The sequence below is a fragment of the Desulfosporosinus shakirovi genome, assembly GCF_020595055.1.
Lineage (GTDB): Bacteria > Bacillota > Desulfitobacteriia > Desulfitobacteriales > Desulfitobacteriaceae > Desulfosporosinus > Desulfosporosinus shakirovi.
Genome location: NZ_JAJDOO010000013.1, coordinates 83,628 through 100,534, shown reverse-complemented (window position 1 = coordinate 100,534; position 16,907 = coordinate 83,628). Strand labels below are relative to the sequence as shown.

Genomic DNA, 16,907 nt, shown 5'->3' with positions numbered 1-16,907 from the left:
ACTGTGCAGACGCTACAAACACTAGTGCGAAATTTGGCGCTAATATTAATGCTGGCAACTTTTCTGGAGATGCTTCTGCCTAATAAATCAATGCGCGGGTTTGTTCAAATGGTGATGGGGCTATTTGTAATTTCGGCGGTCCTCGCTCCGATTACTGCATTATTACATACTCCCTTGTCAATGGAGATTCCGGCATGGACTGCCACAACTCCTCAAGATTTACCGGCTATTGCCGTCGAAGGGCAAGGGGCTAAAATTGGGCGCGATGCTGTTCAGGAACAATATCGTCAGATCTTGATCAATCAGATTAAAGGATTGGTGTTAGGTACTTCAGGAGTAGAGGACGCGGAGGTAGACGTTGAATTTGAAGAAGAAGCAGGAGGGTTAATCGATCAACCAAGGATTGCCCGTGTAAATGTTTTTCTCAAAGGGACCAAGGAAGCTATTCAATCGGTACAACCTGTGATTATCGGGAATTCGCCAACGCCGTTAGAAATACAAACTCCAAAATCTGAAGAGGTGAAAGAGCGAATTGCCACCTTCATGAGCCTGGCCAAAGAAACTATTTTCGTTGCAGAAGGGTAGAGAGAGTTAATAGGATTTGGAAGGAGGTAAACTGGTGGATTGGATGAAAAAGATCTCGACAGATAAAATGTTGGTGGGGTTAGTGTCTCTAATCGCAGTGGGGATGTCCTTTATTTATCTTGGCAAGGGACCGGCAGACCCTGAACAGAGTGTCCAAACAAAATCAGCGTTGACGGCTCCCGCCAACCCAAGTACTAAAATTGGTGTTCTGGAAAAGGAATTAGAGAGTAAACTGCAAACCAATATTTTGATGATGGAGGGGGTAGGGCGGGTCCAAGTCTCAGTGAATTTTTTGACGGGGCTTAAGAATGAGTATGTGCGCAATAATAATGTCACGAAAAGAACGAATAAGGAAACAGATAAAGTTGGTGGAACTCGTGAAACCACAGAGATTACGGAAAATAACCAAGTGGTCATGCCGAGTGGTTCCTCCCAGCCGGTAATAGCCATGGAGGATCGTCCGGAAATCGGTGGAGTATTAGTTATCGCAGAAGGAGCACGTGACCCAAAAGTCAGAGAAGGAATTCATACCGCAGTGCAAACTCTTTTAAATATTCCAAGCGCTAGAATTACTGTTGTACCTATGGGTGGAACATCATGACGAAGCGCATACATCGGCCGATTCTTTTAATTGTTGGGCACAAATCCAGGGTATGGTTAATTGGCTTTATAGGATTGGTCGCCATCCTTGGAATCTTAGGATTGAAGTTGATGGCTTCCGAACCCCACGCCTATATACCGGAACAAGCAAGTTTGCCTGTAAATTCAAAAATGGAGAAATCAATAATTCAGTTTGAAGTTGAGGCTGTTAAGCCTAATAGTTCTGAGGGGGACTATTTTGTTAATTATCGCTTAAAAAGAGAACAATTACGCCAAGAGTCGAAGGAAATGCTTTCTATACTGTTAGATTCGACGGTAGAAGAAAGTAAAGCTCAGGCCCAAGAAAAATGGCTGGAACTCAGCTCGAAAATTCAAAGAGAAGATGAGATTGAGAACTTACTTAAGATAAAAGGGTTTCAAGATGTTGTGGCCGATGTTTTTTCAGAACATGTCACGATAATTGTGTATGCACCAAGTCTAACTCCTCATGAAACAAGCCTTATTCAAGAAATTGCGGTTAGAGTAACGGGAGTTCGCCTTGATAAGATTACAATATCTGCCAAAAAATAGGGACAATTGACAAGAAGTCTATTAATAATGTGCAGGAAAATCACTGTGTCAGAGCGAACTATATGAAGATAGGACGAAAGTCCTGGTGAGAGGGTGAGAGACACCGATAATGAGCAAAATTCTTATTGCTGATGATGCGAGCTTTATGCGTTTGATGATTAGTCAGATTCTTGCTCGGCAGGGTCTTACGAACATTGTGGAGGCTGAAAATGGCCGGCAGGCCGTGGAACTATACAAGTTTAATAAACCAGACCTTACGCTGATGGATATTACTATGCCTGAACTGGATGGATTGTCCGCACTTGTAGAAATTCTTGAGATTGATCCAGCAGCTAAAGTAGTCATTTGCAGTGCCGTCGCAGATGAAAAAATTGTCAAAGAATCCATGCGAATGGGTGCCACAGGCTTTATTGCTAAACCCTTCCGTCCTGATGAACTCTTGTACATGGTTCTCAAACAGTTGAACTAGTTGCGCTTTAGCCCTGCTTTAACCTACGGATAATTAAGTTGCTGCCTTATGTTTGGCGGCGACTTTTTATGTCTTAGACAGTTGAATTTCACATCGGACATTATTATGTATAATAAGAGTTATATTGTATACTTTAACTGGATTCGTTGAAAAAGGTAAACTGCACCCATATAATAAGACATATGTGTTTCATTTTCATTAATAGAAAATTACCCATTGTTTGAATTCAGAGGAATGGGGATAATACAAAGAGGGGTGACGGCAGTGAAACCAATCAAGATCACAGATACGACACTGAGAGATGCTCACCAAAGTCTTTGGGCAACTCGGATGCGTACAGAAGACATGCTGCCAATCCTAACAGAATTGGATGAGGCAGGATATTTTTCGCTGGAAGTATGGGGAGGAGCCACCTTTGATGTCTGTTTGCGCTTCTTAGGGGAGGATCCATGGGAACGGTTAAGGCAGATTAAAAGTCGTGTCAAAAAGACGCCATTGCAAATGTTACTCAGAGCCCAGTCCTTAGTCGGGTATCAACATTATCCGGATGATGTGGTAAGGGAATTTGTGACCCTGAGTGTAAAAAACGGAATTGATATTATACGGATTTTCGATTCTCTGAATGATGTTCGAAATATGGTTGTTCCCATGGAGGCAGCCAAAAAGGCAGGAGCCCATGTTCAGGCGTCCGTTGTTTATACCATCAGCCCGGTACATACCACAAAACAATACTTGGAAACGGCCACGGCACTTGCTGAGCTTGGTGCAGATTCTCTCTGCATTAAAGATATGGCCGGCTTGCTCACCCCGATCAAGGCTTATGAACTAATTTCGTTGTTAAAAAAAGAATTAGGAATTATGATTCATTTACATAGCCATTATATTGGCGGAATGGCTGTCGGAACGTATTTAAAGGCAGCAGAAGCAGGCGCGGATATCATAGATACCGCCAGTGTTCCTTTAGCCTTTGGTGCCAGTCAACCGCCGGTGGAAACAGTGGTTCGGGCTTTTCAGGAAACGGAATTTGACACGGGCCTAAGTCTGCGTAAGTTGTTCCGTATTGCTAAGTATTTTGAGGCACTTCGAAAAAATCGCGGTTTCGAGCGGGGGATCACTCGGATCTCGGATATGAGAGTATTTGAACATCAAGTTCCCGGAGGAATGATCTCCAATTTAGTTTCTCAACTGGAAGAACAAGGTGCCTTAGAGCGAATACATGATGTCTTAGAGGAGATTCCCAAGGTGCGTGCAGAATTGGGATATCCGCCCTTGGTTACCCCTACCAGCCAAATTGTGGGAACTCAAGCGGTATTAAATGTGCTTACGGGGGCAAGATATAAATTAGTTCCGGGAGAAGTTAAGGGCTATGTACGAGGGTTGTACGGTCGTCCTCCGGCACCAATAAACGCTGAAATTCAGAAGAAGATTATTGGAGATGAAGAGCCCTTATCTGTTCGTCCGGCAGATAAACTTGAACCGGGCATGGCGAAAGCAAAGCAAGACAGTCTTGAGTTAGCTCTATCGCCGGAAGACGTTGTGAGTTATGCTTTGTTTCCGCAAATAGCCAAGAAGTTTTTTGAAGAGCGAAAAAGTGGGGTTGTATCAAGAGAGGAACGCAAAGAGGTTAAAGGAACGAAGGGAGAACGCCCTTCATTGTTATCTAAGGAGGATTCGAAGTTGAATTTACAAGAAATTAAAGAATTAATCCAAATTATAGATGAGACTGATATCAGTGAATTAAATCTTGAAAGTGATGGTGTGAAAATCGCCATTCGCAAAGGACCAAGTGCAATAATGGGTGTTCCGGTAACTGCTGCACGTCAAGAAGGGAACCCCCCGTCCGTTTCAGTTGAGGTCCCTGCGCAAAACAGCGCCGAACCTGCAGTAAAAGTAACCGCACCTATTATCAGCGCAAATACAGAAACGATCACCTCTCCTATGGTAGGAACCTTCTATAGTTCACAATCTCCTGAGGCAGCTCCTTTTGTAAAAGTAGGACAGCATATCGAAGCGGGTCAACCTGTTTGCATCGTTGAGGCTATGAAACTCATGAATGAAATTGAGTCGGAAATCGAAGGGAAAGTTATTCAAATTCTTGTAGAGAACGGTCAACCTGTTGAATATGGCCAACCGTTGTTCGTCATTGAAAAATAAGGAGAAAAGAGAATGTTTAAGAAAATCCTGATCGCTAATCGTGGGGAAATTGCCTTGCGCATCATTAGAGCATGTCGCGAGCTTGATATTGAGACTGTCGCTGTTTTTTCTGAGGGAGATCGGGAAGCGTTGCACGTAAAGGCAGCTGACGAAGCGGTCTGCATTGGCCCTGTAGCAAGTGCCAGGAGTTATCTTAATATCCCGAATATCATCAGCGCAGCAGAATTAACTGGGGTTGATGCAATTCATCCCGGATACGGTTTCTTATCTGAAAATGCCCGCTTCTCTGAAATATGTGGATCGTGTAATGTTACATTTATCGGACCATCTCCTAGGGTTATTGAAACTATGGGGGATAAGGCCATGGCCCGCAAGACAATGATTGCAGGCGGAGTCCCCGTAGTTCCCGGCTCTAAAGATGTTATCACAGATGAAGAAACAGCAGGAGCAGTCGCTGAAGAAATTGGATATCCTGTATTAATTAAAGCCTCAGCAGGCGGTGGCGGCAAGGGAATGAGGGTTGCCCAGAATGCTAAAGAATTGAGTAAATCGATTCAGGCGGCCCAGAACGAAGCAAAAGCTTCCTTTGGCAATTCAGAGGTTTACCTTGAGAAATATGTTGAGGAACCGAGACACATAGAGATTCAAATTTTAGGAGATAATTATGGCAATGTTATTCATTTAGGGGAACGAGATTGTTCTTTGCAACGGCGTCATCAAAAACTGCTTGAAGAATCTCCTTCCAGTGCCATAAATCCTGCGTTGAGAGCTGAAATGGGTGCTGTAGCGGTCAAAGCCGCCAAGTCTGCTAACTATTCGAATGCCGGAACAATCGAATTTTTGTTGGATCGGCACGGAAAATTCTACTTTATTGAAATGAACACTCGCATTCAAGTAGAACATCCTGTTACCGAAATGGTTACCGGGCTTGACTTAGTGAAAGAACAAATCCGTTTAGCTGCCGGTGAACCCCTTGGCTATACTCAAGAAGATATTCAAATGCGTGGTTGGGCTATTGAGTGCCGAATTAATGCGGAAGACCCGGATAAGAATTTTATGCCTTCCCCAGGGTTGATCAACATCTACCATGTTCCGGGCGGACCGGGAGTGCGAGTTGACAGTGCGGTCTACCAAGGGTATACAGTTTCACCTTATTATGACTCCATGGTTGGTAAATTAATTGTTTGGGGTGCCACCAGGCAGGAAGCTATTGCTCGAATGAAGCGCGCCCTTGAAGAATTTGTTATCGAAGGGATTCATACAACGATCCCCTTTCATTTAAAAGTATTGGACAATGCTTTTTATCAGCGGGGGGAAGTATATACAAACTTTATACAGCGCCGAATCCTGGGAGAGTAAACTTGGGATTCGATCTTCGATGAACTATGTTCGAATATCGAACTGCTTATCGAATAACCTTTGCTAGATCAGGCTTAATTTGGTATAATATCAACGTCATGAAGATAATGGAAAACTACTATAGATGGAGTGTTAACTCCATCTATAGTTTAGTTGACTTATCTGGAGTACTAACACGACATATGCACGTAATGCAAGGTATGAAGTTCAATATTCGAACCACGAACACCGAACATCGAACTTCGAATTAGGGGGGTGTGAGCATGGAAAATTTGGGAACAGATAATTCCCTTGGGTCTATCAGAATTGCTGATGAAGTTGTGGAAGTTATTGCCGGATTAGCTGCTTCTGAGGTAGAAGGCGTCGTGGGCATGAGTGGGGGTATCGTGGGAGACCTTGCGAACATGTTGGGGAGAAATAAAAACCTGTCCAAAGGGGTTAAGGTCGAAGTCGGTGAACATGAAGTAGCCGTGGACTTATTTATTGTTGTAGAGTATGGTGTCTCAATTCCCGACGTAGCTCTTAATGTTCAGGAAGCAGTAAAAGAAGCCATTGAGAGTATGACCGGTCTTAAAGTGGTAGAAGCGAATGTCCATGTACAAGGGGTTAACTTTAAACCGGTATTGGATACCAAAGAAGAAGACTTCCGTCTGAAGTAAAGAAAACTTAGCTGGCGTCCGTAGACACTGTCTTCGCACGTGTTAGCTTTCTTGCAGCCGCAGGCGGCAGCTCTAGTTGCACTTATACTTTCTGACTAGTGTAAAGAAGGCCCCCCCTGGAAAGACCAGGGGGGGTTTCTGAAAGAAGGGACGACGATGTTGGCATATGCTTTAGGACTCCTTTTGATCCTCGGGGCACTTTGGATATTAGCAATTGCCACAGGATGGGGGCTTCCTTATTTTTTAATTGCCCAAGGGCTTAACTGGTTGAGATGGAACCCTTGGGAAAGTATCATCGCGGCTGGAGTGTTAATTGTGCTGGGATTGTTATTGTTTATGCGTCCCCCTGCGAGGACGGACTATTCCTTTCGAACCTCATTAAAAGGCGGAGATGTTCGGATTTCACACGATGCGTTGCAGGAGATTATTGCTCGCAGTGCAATGGCGTTGCCTGGTGTGTTACAAGTGAAATCAAACCTTAGACAACGTGATGCAGGCCTGGAGATTTTGGTTTTATGTCAGTTTGAACAGGGGGTTCTGATACCTCAAATATCCGGTGAGATTTTGACCAAGGTCAAAGAGGATGTCGAGCTTTATACTGGAATAATTGTGGCAGAGGTGAAAGTGCTGGTGCGTCGCTTAGAAAAGGTTCAATCGGTACGCGTACGATGAATGGCTTTTGGGTGAAAGTTGGAGAGAAGATTTCCCGGTTTTTAGTTTGGGCCTTGGAGAGCCATCCGGGTAAACTCTTCGGAACATCAATAGGATTTTTACTGGGATTGCTATTAGTAACGCTTGGCTTTTGGCGAACCTTAGTATTAGCCCTGTTTGTCATGCTGGGATTTGTTTTAGGAAAGCGCCAAGATGAGCACAAAGATATTTCAACTTGGTTAGAAAAAAAATTTAACAAGTTTTAACGGTCATTATGATTTAGAAATTATGCTTACTTAGGGAGGAATTTTCTTTGAGTCGAAGATTAGCCCGTGAAACGGCATTACAGGTGCTTTTTCAAAGGGACCTGACGAAAGAACCATTTATTATAGCCGAAGAAGTTCAACGTTGGGCTAAGGAATTTGTCGTCCCCGAGCCGAGTAAAGACTTTGCCCAGGAACTTGTAGAGGGTACAATAGCGCATCAAGAGCAGATTGATCACACCATTGCTTCATTTGCCCAGGATTGGACTATTAACCGTATGGCCAAAGTGGATCGAAATGTGATGCGTTTGGCTACCTATGAGATTATCTTTCGGTCGGATATACCCGGTCGAGTAAGTCTCAACGAAGCAATTGAATTAGCGAAGCGTTTTGGCGGAGAGGAATCTGCAAAATTCGTTAACGGGATTTTAGATCGTATTGTGGAGAGCGCAGTGAAAGCAGAGCAGAAAAGTGTCGATGTTTCTTCGACAGTGACATCGAACTCTAACTAAGAATAAGTTTGAATATTACAATTTTTTCAGTACATTTAAAATTGAAGGAAATTGAGCAAAGATCTCGAATTAAAAAATATATGAGAATTTTTATTCACATTGAGGAGGAGACAAATGTACCACGTTGTTAAAAAAAGATTGTTGGCAACCGGTATCGCCTTGCTGGAAGTCAATGCGCCGGCCGTTGCCGCGAAAGTTGAACCCGGGCAGTTTGTAATTGTTCGTCTAGATGAGCTTAGTGAACGCATTCCACTGACTGTCATGGATTTTGATCGAGAAAAAGGCACTATCACCATCGTTATTCAAGATGTAGGGTATTCATCAGCTATCATTACCGGCATGAATGAAGGGGATGAATTCCAGGATTTCGTGGGTCCTTTAGGGGTCGCTTCTGAAATTGAAAATTATGGTACGGTTGTTTGCATCGGCGGCGGCTTAGGTATTGCACCCGTTCATCCCATCGCTCGGGCTTTAAAAGAAGCAGGAAATCATGTAATATCCGTCTTAGGTTCCAGGAGTGCAGATTTGCTGATTCTTGAAGATGAGATGCGCGCTGCCAGCAGCGAAGTTGTAATTGCCACAAACGACGGGAGCCAAGGAGTTAAAGGATTTGTTACCGATGGATTAGCAGAGGTCTTAGCTCAAGGACATCAAGTTAAGGCAATTTGGGCTATCGGCCCCATGATCATGATGAAAGCCGTAGTCGATTATACTCGGTCACTGGGTATTAAAACAATTGTCAGCATGAATCCAATTATGGTTGATGGGACAGGAATGTGCGGTGCTTGCCGAATTAGTGTAGGTAACGAAACAAAATTTGCCTGTGTCGATGGACCAGAGTTTGATGGCCACTTGGTCGATTTTGATTTAGCTATGAAACGTCTCGCTTTTTATAAAGATGAAGAAAACAGGGCTAAGGCACGGTTGGAATGTAACCATGAAGGGGGGCATCACTAATGACTGAGAAAGTTGAAAGCACAAAAAAAGTAAAAATTCCTCGTCATGATATGCCTTGCCAAGAGCCTCAGGTAAGAGCACATAACTTTGAAGAAGTCGCTTTGGGATACGCACAAGAAACAGCTGTAGAAGAAGCAAAGCGTTGCTTACAATGTAAAAATCCCAAATGCGTAACAGGATGTCCCGTGTCAGTTATGATTCCGGAGTTTATCAAGAAAATTGCAGAAGGAGATTTTCAGGAAGCTGGAAATGTCCTGAAAGTTAAAAATTCACTGCCTGCGGTTTGTGGTCGAGTTTGTCCGCAAGAAGCTCAATGTGAAAGTAAATGTATTCTGGGAATCAAAGGGGAGTCGGTGGCTATTGGGCGACTAGAGCGCTTTGCGGCTGATTTTGGCATGCAATCGGGTAAATCTGAGGTTGTGAAACCCCAGTCGAGCGGTAAGCGTGTCGCCATCATCGGTGCAGGGCCTGCAGGATTAGCATGCGCCGGAGACTTGGCGAAAGCGGGGCATGCTGTGACTGTTTTTGAAGCATTGCACGTTGCCGGAGGCGTATTGATGTATGGAATTCCTCAGTTCCGTCTGCCAAAAGAGATTGTGCAAACAGAAATTGATAACCTTAAGCAAATGGGCGTAGAAATCCTGACGAATCAGGTGGTAGGTAAAATCACCTCCGTCGATGAACTTATGGAAAACGGATACGATGCGGTATTTATCGGTACCGGTGCCGGACTTCCCTACTTTATGGATATCCCCGGAGAAAATTTAAATGGGGTTTATTCCGCCAATGAGTTTTTAACCCGGACAAATTTGATGAAGGGTTATAAGTTCCCTGAGTACGCCACCCCTGTAAAAGTCGGAAAGAATGTCGCTGTGTTAGGTGCAGGGAATGTGGCGATGGATTCTGCTCGTACCGCCTTGCGCTTGGGTGCAGAAAATGTTTATATCATCTATCGTCGTTCTCGTGATGAGATGCCAGCCCGTAAAGAAGAGCTTGAACATGCGGAAGAAGAAGGTATCCAATTCCGTCTGCTAACAAATCCTGTTGCTATCGAAGGGGACGAGCGTGGATGGGTAAAAAGCCTGACCTGCTTGCGCTACGAACTCGGAGAGCCGGATGCTTCAGGACGACGTGCTCCGGTTGCTATAAAAGGATCAGAATTTGAAATTCCCATGGACACGGTAGTAGTTGCCATCGGACAAGGTCCAAATCCTCTGGTAACGACATCTACCCCGGGTTTGGAGCTAAACAAGCGAGGCAACATCGTCGCAGATCCGGAAACATTGGTGACTTCAAAACCAGGCGTTTTTGCAGGCGGTGACATCGTTACCGGTGCCGCAACGGTTATTTTGGCTATGGGTGCCGGTAAGAAGGCTGCGGCAGGTATTGACGAATATCTCAAAGGAAAATAAACTCGTTCTGCTCAAGCTGAACATTAACTGAACATCAGAACTCCCGCTTCATAGAAGTGGGAGTCTTGTAAGCTTAATAATCATAATATTTTGAAAGGGGTGTGTCTTTTGTCTCGATTATTAGATGGCAAAGCGGTATCAAAGATTCTTAAAGAAGAAATCCGTGAGGAAATTGTGCAGTGGAAAGAAAAAGGAGTGCAGCCTAAATTAGCAGTAATCCTAGTCGGGGATGACCCGGCATCGGTAGTTTATGCCAGGTCCAAGCAGAAAGTCTGTGAGGGTATAGGTATGGCCTTTGAACTCTTCACCATGCCCAGTGCTACACCTGAAGCCGAAATCTTGGCGACGATTGAAAAACTCAACAATGATCAAAATGTTCATGGCATCATGATTGAACTTCCGCTTCCTAAAGGGATTCGGAAGGAAACAGTTATGGCTGCAGTGCGCCCGGATAAGGATGTAGACGGAGTTCATCCTATCAATCGCGGATATATTCTAAGCGGTGAAGAAGGATTGTTTCCAGCCACACCCCAAAGTTGTATTGAGTTGCTTTTGCGCTCAGGTGTCGAAATTGCAGGAAAACATGTGGTGATTGTTGGCCGAGGTGAAACCGTTGGCAAACCTTTAGTTTTCCTAATTCTCAAGCACAATGCTACTGTTACGATTTGCCACTCAAAAACTCCTGACTTAGGAGCCTTTACCCGTCAGGCTGATATTTTGATTGCCGCCGTAGGTCGTGCTAAGCTAATCAAAAAGGAAATGGTCAAAGCAGGAGCGATTGTTGTTGATGCAGGGATCAATGAAATCCCGGGAGGAATTTGTGGGGATGTTGATTTCGAGGCTGTTCAAGATGTGGCTGAGTTGATTTCTCCCGTACCGGGTGGCGTAGGTTCCTTGACCACTGCCTTAATTATGCGTAATGTCCTGAAGGGAATCGTATTGCAAGGAGGGGTTCGCTGATGGATACGAACAAAATTTGGGAGTGGACCACTGAAGAATTTCTGACTGTGTCTGCCAGTTCTTCTCCAACACCTGGTGGAGGAAGCGTTTCTGCTTATGTCGGAGCTCTGGCAGCCTCAATGACTTGTATGGTTGCTAACCTCACAATTGGTAAGGAAAAGTATAAAGAGGTTGAACCACAAGCGAAAGAAATTTTGGCTGAAGCGGAAGCCATTTTGGGCCTGTTAAAGAGTGGATTAAGTCAAGATATTGCTGAATTCTCGAATTTCATGGACGTCTTAAAGTTGCCAAAAGGGACTGATGAAGAAAAAGCCCTGCGCACCGAGAAAATGCAAGAAGTCTTAGTGTCGGCTACGGATACTCCACTGGGAATTTCCCAAAACTGTTTCAGAGTGTTGCAATTAGCTCAGAAACTTGCACCCATCGGAAACAAGGGAGCGATCAGTGATGTTGGTGTGTCCGCTTACTTAGCAGAGAGTGCTCTGAAATCAGCAATGCTCAGTGTTGATATTAACCTGCCTGGAATTAAAGACGTTGCGTATCAAGAGCGGGTTAAGGCAGAACGAGCCAGACTCTTTGAGCAGGCCGCAGTCATTTGTGCTGAGACAGTTGCTGTTGTTCAAAGCCGTATGTAGTTTGTCGAGGTTCGAGGCTCGAAGTGCGATGCACTAATTTCTGAGGTTTATTTATGGGATATATGGAAACGAACCTAGGCTAAGTATTATTCTTAAGCCTAGGTTTTATCTGTTTTCCAGGCGCCACTTCTTGTGAGCTGCTATAATTAGGAATATCAACTAAACTCAGGAGTAGAGTAATCTTCGTCGCTTTCGAGACAGCCTCAATTTTCAGCTTTTAGCTGAACGAGTCATTTCCCGCTATTGTTCGTTCCTCGAACCTTACGCATCGCCCATTGAATAAATTTTCTCTCCCCATTTCTTTATGTTATGATAGGTATTGAGGTGAAGGGTGTGCCGAAAATATGGACAGTTTCTGAGTTGGTAGGCCGAATCGGTCAAGTCCTGCAGGAACGAACGGAGTTGCAAAACTGTTGGATCAGTGGTGAACTTTCGAACTTTAAAAATCATCGTGCTTCCGGACACTGGTATTTTACTCTTAAAGATGAGTCATCAAGCCTTAAAGGGGTTATGTTTAAAAGTCGCTCGGAACGTGTGCGCTTCATCCCCTCCGATGGTTTAAAAGTCTTGATTCGTGGAAATATTCGGATGTATGATCGCGATGGAAGCATTCAGCTATACGGAGAGGAAATGGAGCCGAGTGGACTCGGACAGCTGTATTTAGCTTTTGAGCAACTTAAAAAGAAGCTCGCTGAAGAAGGATTATTTGATCCCTTACGCAAGAAGAGTATACCTCGTTTGCCGCGGCGTATTGGAATTGTAACGAGTCCAACGGGAGCTGCGATTCGAGATATCATTAATATTATTGAACGGCGGCATCCGGGGATGTCGTGGATATTAGCTCCTGCTGCAGTCCAAGGAGAAGCCGCTCCCCAGGAAGTAGCTCAAGCAATTACTCGACTTAATCGACATGGAGATGTAGATGTTATCATTGTTGGTCGTGGCGGAGGTTCTTTGGAGGAGTTATGGGCATTTAACACAGAAATAGTTGCCCGTGCTATCTCAGCATCCGTTATTCCCATTATTTCAGCGGTAGGACACGAAACAGATGTGACAATCTCAGACTATGCAGCTGATCTCAGAGCGCCGACCCCTTCTGCAGCCGCTGAACTAGCGGTGCCGATACTCTTAGACCTGCAGCTCCAAGTGGCTCAACTACGCATTCGACTAACAGGTGCTATGGGGACTCTCATTGAGCGGAAACGTCAATATGTAGAAGGAATCGCCAATAAGGGACCTCTCAGAGACCCATTTTGGCGTATTGATCAGAGCCGTCAACGTTTAGATGCCCTGCAAATACGCCTTCAAGAGGGTATGACTAGATTTGTAATTGATAAAAATGGTATACTAAAGCTATTGGCTGCTAAGCTTGATTTACTAAGCCCATTGGCTATTTTAGGCAGGGGATACTCACTGACTTATAATACAGAAGGACTCCTTGTGCGCTCCGTGAGCCAAGTAGAGGTCGATGAACAAATTCGGATTCGTTTAGGAGAAGGAAGTTTACACTGCCGAGTGTTGGAGAAGGGAAATTGATCTATGAGTACAAATATATGGACTGAGGACCTTTTTGAGCAAGTGCAAGATAAAATAAATGAGAATGCAACAGAAGAACCATCTCTGGAGACAGGACTTCAACATTTGGAGATGATTGTCAAAATCCTTGAACAAAAAGATCTGCCCTTAGAAAAGGCCTTGAGTTTATTTAAAGAGGGGATTGGTCTCGTTCAGTATTGTTCTAAGGTGTTGGACCAAGCTGAAAAACAAATGGAGATCTTGCTTGAAGGCCCGGATGGACAATTACAAATAATGCCTGCCAGTTTCGATGGGGAAGGATGAACGTGAAAAGTGTTTAAGGAAACCTTTCAACGTTATCTCACAATGATTGAACAATCTCTCGCTCAGTTGCCGTGGGATAAAGACAGTTTAAATGAGAGTATGTATTATTCCCTAATCGGAGGGGGCAAACGAATTCGACCTGTGTTAGCTTTGGCCTCAGCAGAGGCTGTAGGAGGTAATCCTGAAACTGTTTTACAAGCCGCTCTGGCTATAGAGCTTATTCATACATACTCCTTAATTCATGATGATTTACCAGCCATGGATAATGACGATTATCGAAGGGGCAGACTATCGAATCACAAAGTTTTCGGAGAGGCTCAGGCAATTCTGGCTGGTGATGCCTTGTTGACCTATGCTTTTGAAATTCTGGCCAATTTAGAACTTGGTCAGCCTGAAAGAGAGTTGCGCGTCATTCGCGAGGTTGCACTTGCTGCAGGGAAAGATGGAATGGTCGGCGGACAGGTAGCGGATGTCGCTGGGGAAGGAAAAGTCCTTAGTTTAAATGAAATTGAGGAAATTCATAAAGCAAAAACCGGTGCCATATTGACGGTTTCTGCTCGGCTCGGAGGGATTTTAGCAGGAGGTACTGAGGAACAAATCAAGGCACTGACGGATTATGCCCAAGCCTTAGGATTGGCCTTTCAGATAAAGGATGATATTTTGGATATAGTTGGGGATAGCGAAACTCTCGGTAAACCTGCCGGAAGCGATATTCGGCAGGGTAAATCAACTTACGTTTCTTTACTGGGACTTGAAGGCGCTGGTCACCAATTGCATGCTCAAAGGCTTAAAGCTCAGGCAGCCATAAAACCATTGGGGAAAAGGGCAAGCTTTCTAAATGAGCTGGCATTCTATATTGAAGAACGCAAACATTAAATGAGGTCGTTATTATGCCGATATTTCCAGGGATTTACCATAATGCAATTCTGATTTCAGCTCTAACCGCATGGCTTTTAGCCCAAATTTTAAAATTTACAATTAATCTGTTTTTATTAAGGAAACTAAATTTCTCACTTTTTTTTAGTTCAGGCGGTTTTCCAAGTTCCCACTCTGCAACGGTGAGTGCCTTAGCTTTGGGAGTCGGAAAATACTATGGCTGGGATTCGCCTATCTTCGCAGTAGCGGCTGTTTTCGGTATGATTGTCTTGTATGACGCTACCGGAGTGAGACGGGCTGCAGGGAAACAGGCAGAGGTCCTAAACCGGTTAGTCGAACGTTTATACCATGGACCTGACATGGCTCAAGAACGGCTTAAGGAACTGATTGGACATACCCCTTTAGAGGTTTTTGGGGGCGTAATGGTAGGAATCATTGTTGGACTTTTAGTTTAGATAAATGAAGGGCAATTAGAATATAACCTAGACCTAGACCTAATTACGAGGGGGAAAAAGAATGGGACTGCTCGAAAAAATTCATGAGCCGAAGGACTTGCGCGGTTTGGATCTGACAGACCTCAATAGTCTGGCGCAGGAGATTAGGCAAGAAATGATTAAAGTGGTCTCCAAAAATGGAGGGCATTTAGCGCCGAACCTTGGGGTCGTGGAACTAACCTTGGCGTTACACCGAATATTTAACAGCCCCCATGATAAGATTGTCTGGGATGTTGGTCATCAGACCTATGTGCATAAGCTCATAACCGGACGGCTCAAACAGTTTAAGACCATTCGCCAATACAAAGGTCTGTCAGGCTTTCCCAAACGGGGGGAAAGTGCCCACGACAGTTTTGAAACCGGACACTCCAGTACCTCCATTTCGGCAGCTGTAGGGTTTGCTAAAGCTCGGGATGTTCTCAAAGAGAGTCATCATGTTGTAGCGGTTATCGGAGATGGAGCTATGACTGGCGGAATGGCCTACGAGGCCTTAAATCATGCGGGAAATAGTGAGACAAATGTGATCGTGGTCTTGAATGATAACGAGATGTCCATTTCTCCTAACGTAGGGGCAATGTCTACATATCTTAATCGATTGAGGACAGATCCACTATATGATAAACGTAAAGAGGATCTGGAATACTTATTGAAACGAATTCCCAAAATAGGACCACAGGTTGCTAAGTTAGCAGCTAAAGCCAAAGACAGCCTAAAATATTTGCTGGTACCGGGATTACTTTTTGAAGAATTGGGGTTCACATACTTAGGGCCGATTGATGGACATGATCTGGCTTTGGTCGAAAAGGTATTAGTCCAAGCTAAGAATAAGAAAGGGCCCGTTCTGGTCCATGTCGTGACTTGTAAAGGAAAAGGATACAAACCTGCAGAGGAAAATCCGGATATCTTTCATGGGATAGGCCCTTTTGATCCCGAAACCGGAAAAGTGACTAAGAAATCTGCTCCTCCCACCTATACGGCGGTTTTCGGAGAGACCCTTTGTGAGCTTGCCAGGGAAAATCCAAAAATCGTGGCAATTACTGCGGCGATGCCAGGCGGAACAGGTCTTAATGAGTTTGCCAAGGAATTACCGGATCGTTTCTTTGATGTTGGAATTGCGGAACAACATGCCGTAACCTTTGCCGCAGGATTGGCTTTCGGGGGTCTGAAGCCTGTTGTTGCCATCTATTCCACCTTTTATCAAAGGGCCTATGATCAAGTCTTGCATGACGTCTGTTTGCAACAGGCTAATGTTGTCTTAGCGATTGACCGGGCCGGAATTGTTGGGGATGATGGACCTACGCATCATGGTGTATTTGACATATCTTTTTTTAGGATCATTCCTAACTTAGTCTTTATGGCACCTAAAGATGAAAATGAGTTGCGCCATATGCTCTATACAGCGATAAAACATGACGGACCTGTTGCCCTGCGCTATCCGAGATCTGTCGGACAGGGCGTGACGCTGGATAAAAAGTTAAAGCAAATCCCCATTGGTAAAGCAGAAGTCTTAAGAGACGGTCGGGACGTTACCTTAATCGGAATTGGTCCCATGGTTAATACTTGTCTCCTTGCAGCTCAAGAATTAACTTATCGCGGCGTAGATGCTGCAGTCATTAATTTGCGGTATATAAATCCTTTGGATCGGAAACTCTTATCACACTACGCTCAGCTTACAAAAAAAATAATCACCATAGAAGACCATTCTCTTAAAGGAGGCATGGGAAGCGCGATTTTGGAATTTCTTGAAGAAGAGGGAATTGACGGGGTAACGGTTGAACGCTTGGGATATCCAGGGTTCGTCGATCAAGGATCTATTCCTCATTTGTTTACGGTCCATGGCTTATCGACAAAAGGAATCGTGCAAGCAGCAGAACGATTAAAATTGTTTCGTGACGTGGCGCAATCTTAAAAA

The 16,907-nt window shown here is 44.4% G+C and carries 19 protein-coding genes; all 19 read left to right on the top strand.

From position 1 onward, the window contains the following. The first annotated feature begins 3 nt into the window (after nt 1–3). The 19 genes from LJE72_RS13255 to dxs all read left to right on the top strand — a co-directional run bounded on the left by LJE72_RS13255 (nt 4) and on the right by dxs (nt 16,904). Nucleotides 4–585: a stage III sporulation protein AF gene (locus tag LJE72_RS13255; protein ID WP_229248083.1), complete on the top strand. Its 582-nt coding sequence runs from the start codon at nt 4–6 to the stop codon at nt 583–585. 34 nt (nt 586–619) lie between these two features. Then, nucleotides 620–1,186: a stage III sporulation protein AH gene (locus tag LJE72_RS13250; protein WP_229248081.1), complete on the top strand. Its 567-nt coding sequence runs from the start codon at nt 620–622 to the stop codon at nt 1,184–1,186. Continuing rightward, entirely contained in the window at nt 1,183–1,755 is a 573-nt protein-coding gene (locus tag LJE72_RS13245; protein WP_229248080.1) for a SpoIIIAH-like family protein, read from the top strand. Before LJE72_RS13250 ends, LJE72_RS13245 begins: the two co-directional genes overlap by 4 nt. Before the next feature lie 109 nt (nt 1,756–1,864). Beyond that, on the top strand, nt 1,865–2,224 hold the full coding sequence (locus tag LJE72_RS13240) for a response regulator (RefSeq protein WP_229248079.1): 360 nt from the start codon (nt 1,865–1,867) through the stop codon (nt 2,222–2,224). Nucleotides 2,225–2,488: 264 nt separating this feature from the next. After that, on the top strand, nt 2,489–4,378 hold the full coding sequence (gene accB, locus LJE72_RS13235) for an acetyl-CoA carboxylase biotin carboxyl carrier protein (RefSeq protein ID WP_229248078.1): 1,890 nt from the start codon (nt 2,489–2,491) through the stop codon (nt 4,376–4,378). A gap of 12 nt (nt 4,379–4,390) precedes the next feature. After that, entirely contained in the window at nt 4,391–5,737 is a 1,347-nt protein-coding gene (gene accC, locus LJE72_RS13230) for an acetyl-CoA carboxylase biotin carboxylase subunit (protein ID WP_229248077.1), read from the top strand. 263 nt (nt 5,738–6,000) lie between these two features. Beyond that, nucleotides 6,001–6,396, top strand: a complete 396-nt coding sequence (locus LJE72_RS13225) for an Asp23/Gls24 family envelope stress response protein (RefSeq protein WP_229248076.1) — start codon at nt 6,001–6,003, stop codon at nt 6,394–6,396. A 156-nt stretch (nt 6,397–6,552) separates the two neighbouring features. Continuing rightward, entirely contained in the window at nt 6,553–7,068 is a 516-nt protein-coding gene (gene amaP, locus LJE72_RS13220; protein WP_229248075.1) for an alkaline shock response membrane anchor protein AmaP, read from the top strand. 11 nt (nt 7,069–7,079) lie between these two features. Continuing rightward, nucleotides 7,080–7,313, top strand: coding sequence for a DUF2273 domain-containing protein (locus LJE72_RS13215; RefSeq protein WP_396391023.1), 234 nt, complete (start codon nt 7,080–7,082; stop codon nt 7,311–7,313). Nucleotides 7,314–7,360: 47 nt separating this feature from the next. After that, nucleotides 7,361–7,822, top strand: a complete 462-nt coding sequence (nusB, locus tag LJE72_RS13210) for a transcription antitermination factor NusB (protein ID WP_229248071.1) — start codon at nt 7,361–7,363, stop codon at nt 7,820–7,822. A gap of 114 nt (nt 7,823–7,936) precedes the next feature. Then, nucleotides 7,937–8,779 carry a sulfide/dihydroorotate dehydrogenase-like FAD/NAD-binding protein gene (locus LJE72_RS13205; RefSeq protein ID WP_229248070.1) on the top strand — a complete coding sequence of 281 codons (843 nt, stop codon included), beginning with the start codon at nt 7,937–7,939 and terminating at the stop codon, nt 8,777–8,779. Then, nucleotides 8,779–10,191: an NADPH-dependent glutamate synthase gene (gene gltA / locus LJE72_RS13200; protein ID WP_229248069.1), complete on the top strand. Its 1,413-nt coding sequence runs from the start codon at nt 8,779–8,781 to the stop codon at nt 10,189–10,191. Before LJE72_RS13205 ends, gltA begins: the two co-directional genes overlap by 1 nt. 108 nt (nt 10,192–10,299) lie before the next feature. Further along, on the top strand, nt 10,300–11,151 hold the full coding sequence (locus LJE72_RS13195; RefSeq protein ID WP_229248068.1) for a bifunctional 5,10-methylenetetrahydrofolate dehydrogenase/5,10-methenyltetrahydrofolate cyclohydrolase: 852 nt from the start codon (nt 10,300–10,302) through the stop codon (nt 11,149–11,151). Next, nucleotides 11,151–11,786 carry a cyclodeaminase/cyclohydrolase family protein gene (locus LJE72_RS13190; protein ID WP_229248067.1) on the top strand — a complete coding sequence of 212 codons (636 nt, stop codon included), beginning with the start codon at nt 11,151–11,153 and terminating at the stop codon, nt 11,784–11,786. Before LJE72_RS13195 ends, LJE72_RS13190 begins: the two co-directional genes overlap by 1 nt. A 333-nt stretch (nt 11,787–12,119) precedes the next feature. Continuing rightward, complete coding sequence (xseA, locus tag LJE72_RS13185; RefSeq protein ID WP_229248066.1) at nt 12,120–13,322, top strand: exodeoxyribonuclease VII large subunit; 1,203 nt, start codon at nt 12,120–12,122, stop codon at nt 13,320–13,322. A 3-nt stretch (nt 13,323–13,325) separates the two neighbouring features. Continuing rightward, nucleotides 13,326–13,625 carry an exodeoxyribonuclease VII small subunit gene (gene xseB, locus LJE72_RS13180; protein WP_229248065.1) on the top strand — a complete coding sequence of 100 codons (300 nt, stop codon included), beginning with the start codon at nt 13,326–13,328 and terminating at the stop codon, nt 13,623–13,625. A gap of 9 nt (nt 13,626–13,634) precedes the next feature. Continuing rightward, entirely contained in the window at nt 13,635–14,501 is an 867-nt protein-coding gene (locus tag LJE72_RS13175; RefSeq protein ID WP_229248064.1) for a polyprenyl synthetase family protein, read from the top strand. A 14-nt stretch (nt 14,502–14,515) separates the two neighbouring features. Beyond that, nucleotides 14,516–14,956, top strand: coding sequence for a divergent PAP2 family protein (locus tag LJE72_RS13170; RefSeq protein WP_229248063.1), 441 nt, complete (start codon nt 14,516–14,518; stop codon nt 14,954–14,956). A 61-nt stretch (nt 14,957–15,017) separates the two neighbouring features. Next, nucleotides 15,018–16,904, top strand: a complete 1,887-nt coding sequence (dxs, locus tag LJE72_RS13165) for a 1-deoxy-D-xylulose-5-phosphate synthase (RefSeq protein WP_229248062.1) — start codon at nt 15,018–15,020, stop codon at nt 16,902–16,904. The last annotated feature ends 3 nt before the right edge of the window (nt 16,905–16,907 follow it).

Excerpts from the sequence above, each read along its gene's own strand:
- LJE72_RS13205 (WP_229248070.1), top strand. The coding sequence starts at position 7,937 with ATGTACCACGTTGTTAAAAAAAGATTGTTGGCAACCGGTATCGCCTTG.
- dxs (WP_229248062.1), top strand. The coding sequence starts at position 15,018 with ATGGGACTGCTCGAAAAAATTCATGAGCCGAAGGACTTGCGCGGTTTG.
- amaP (WP_229248075.1), top strand. The coding sequence starts at position 6,553 with ATGTTGGCATATGCTTTAGGACTCCTTTTGATCCTCGGGGCACTTTGG.
- accC (WP_229248077.1), top strand. The coding sequence starts at position 4,391 with ATGTTTAAGAAAATCCTGATCGCTAATCGTGGGGAAATTGCCTTGCGC.
- LJE72_RS13190 (WP_229248067.1), top strand. The coding sequence starts at position 11,151 with ATGGATACGAACAAAATTTGGGAGTGGACCACTGAAGAATTTCTGACT.
- LJE72_RS13245 (WP_229248080.1), top strand. The coding sequence starts at position 1,183 with ATGACGAAGCGCATACATCGGCCGATTCTTTTAATTGTTGGGCACAAA.
- LJE72_RS13240 (WP_229248079.1), top strand. The coding sequence starts at position 1,865 with ATGAGCAAAATTCTTATTGCTGATGATGCGAGCTTTATGCGTTTGATG.
- LJE72_RS13225 (WP_229248076.1), top strand. The coding sequence starts at position 6,001 with ATGGAAAATTTGGGAACAGATAATTCCCTTGGGTCTATCAGAATTGCT.
- LJE72_RS13170 (WP_229248063.1), top strand. The coding sequence starts at position 14,516 with ATGCCGATATTTCCAGGGATTTACCATAATGCAATTCTGATTTCAGCT.
- xseB (WP_229248065.1), top strand. The coding sequence starts at position 13,326 with ATGAGTACAAATATATGGACTGAGGACCTTTTTGAGCAAGTGCAAGAT.
- gltA (WP_229248069.1), top strand. The coding sequence starts at position 8,779 with ATGACTGAGAAAGTTGAAAGCACAAAAAAAGTAAAAATTCCTCGTCAT.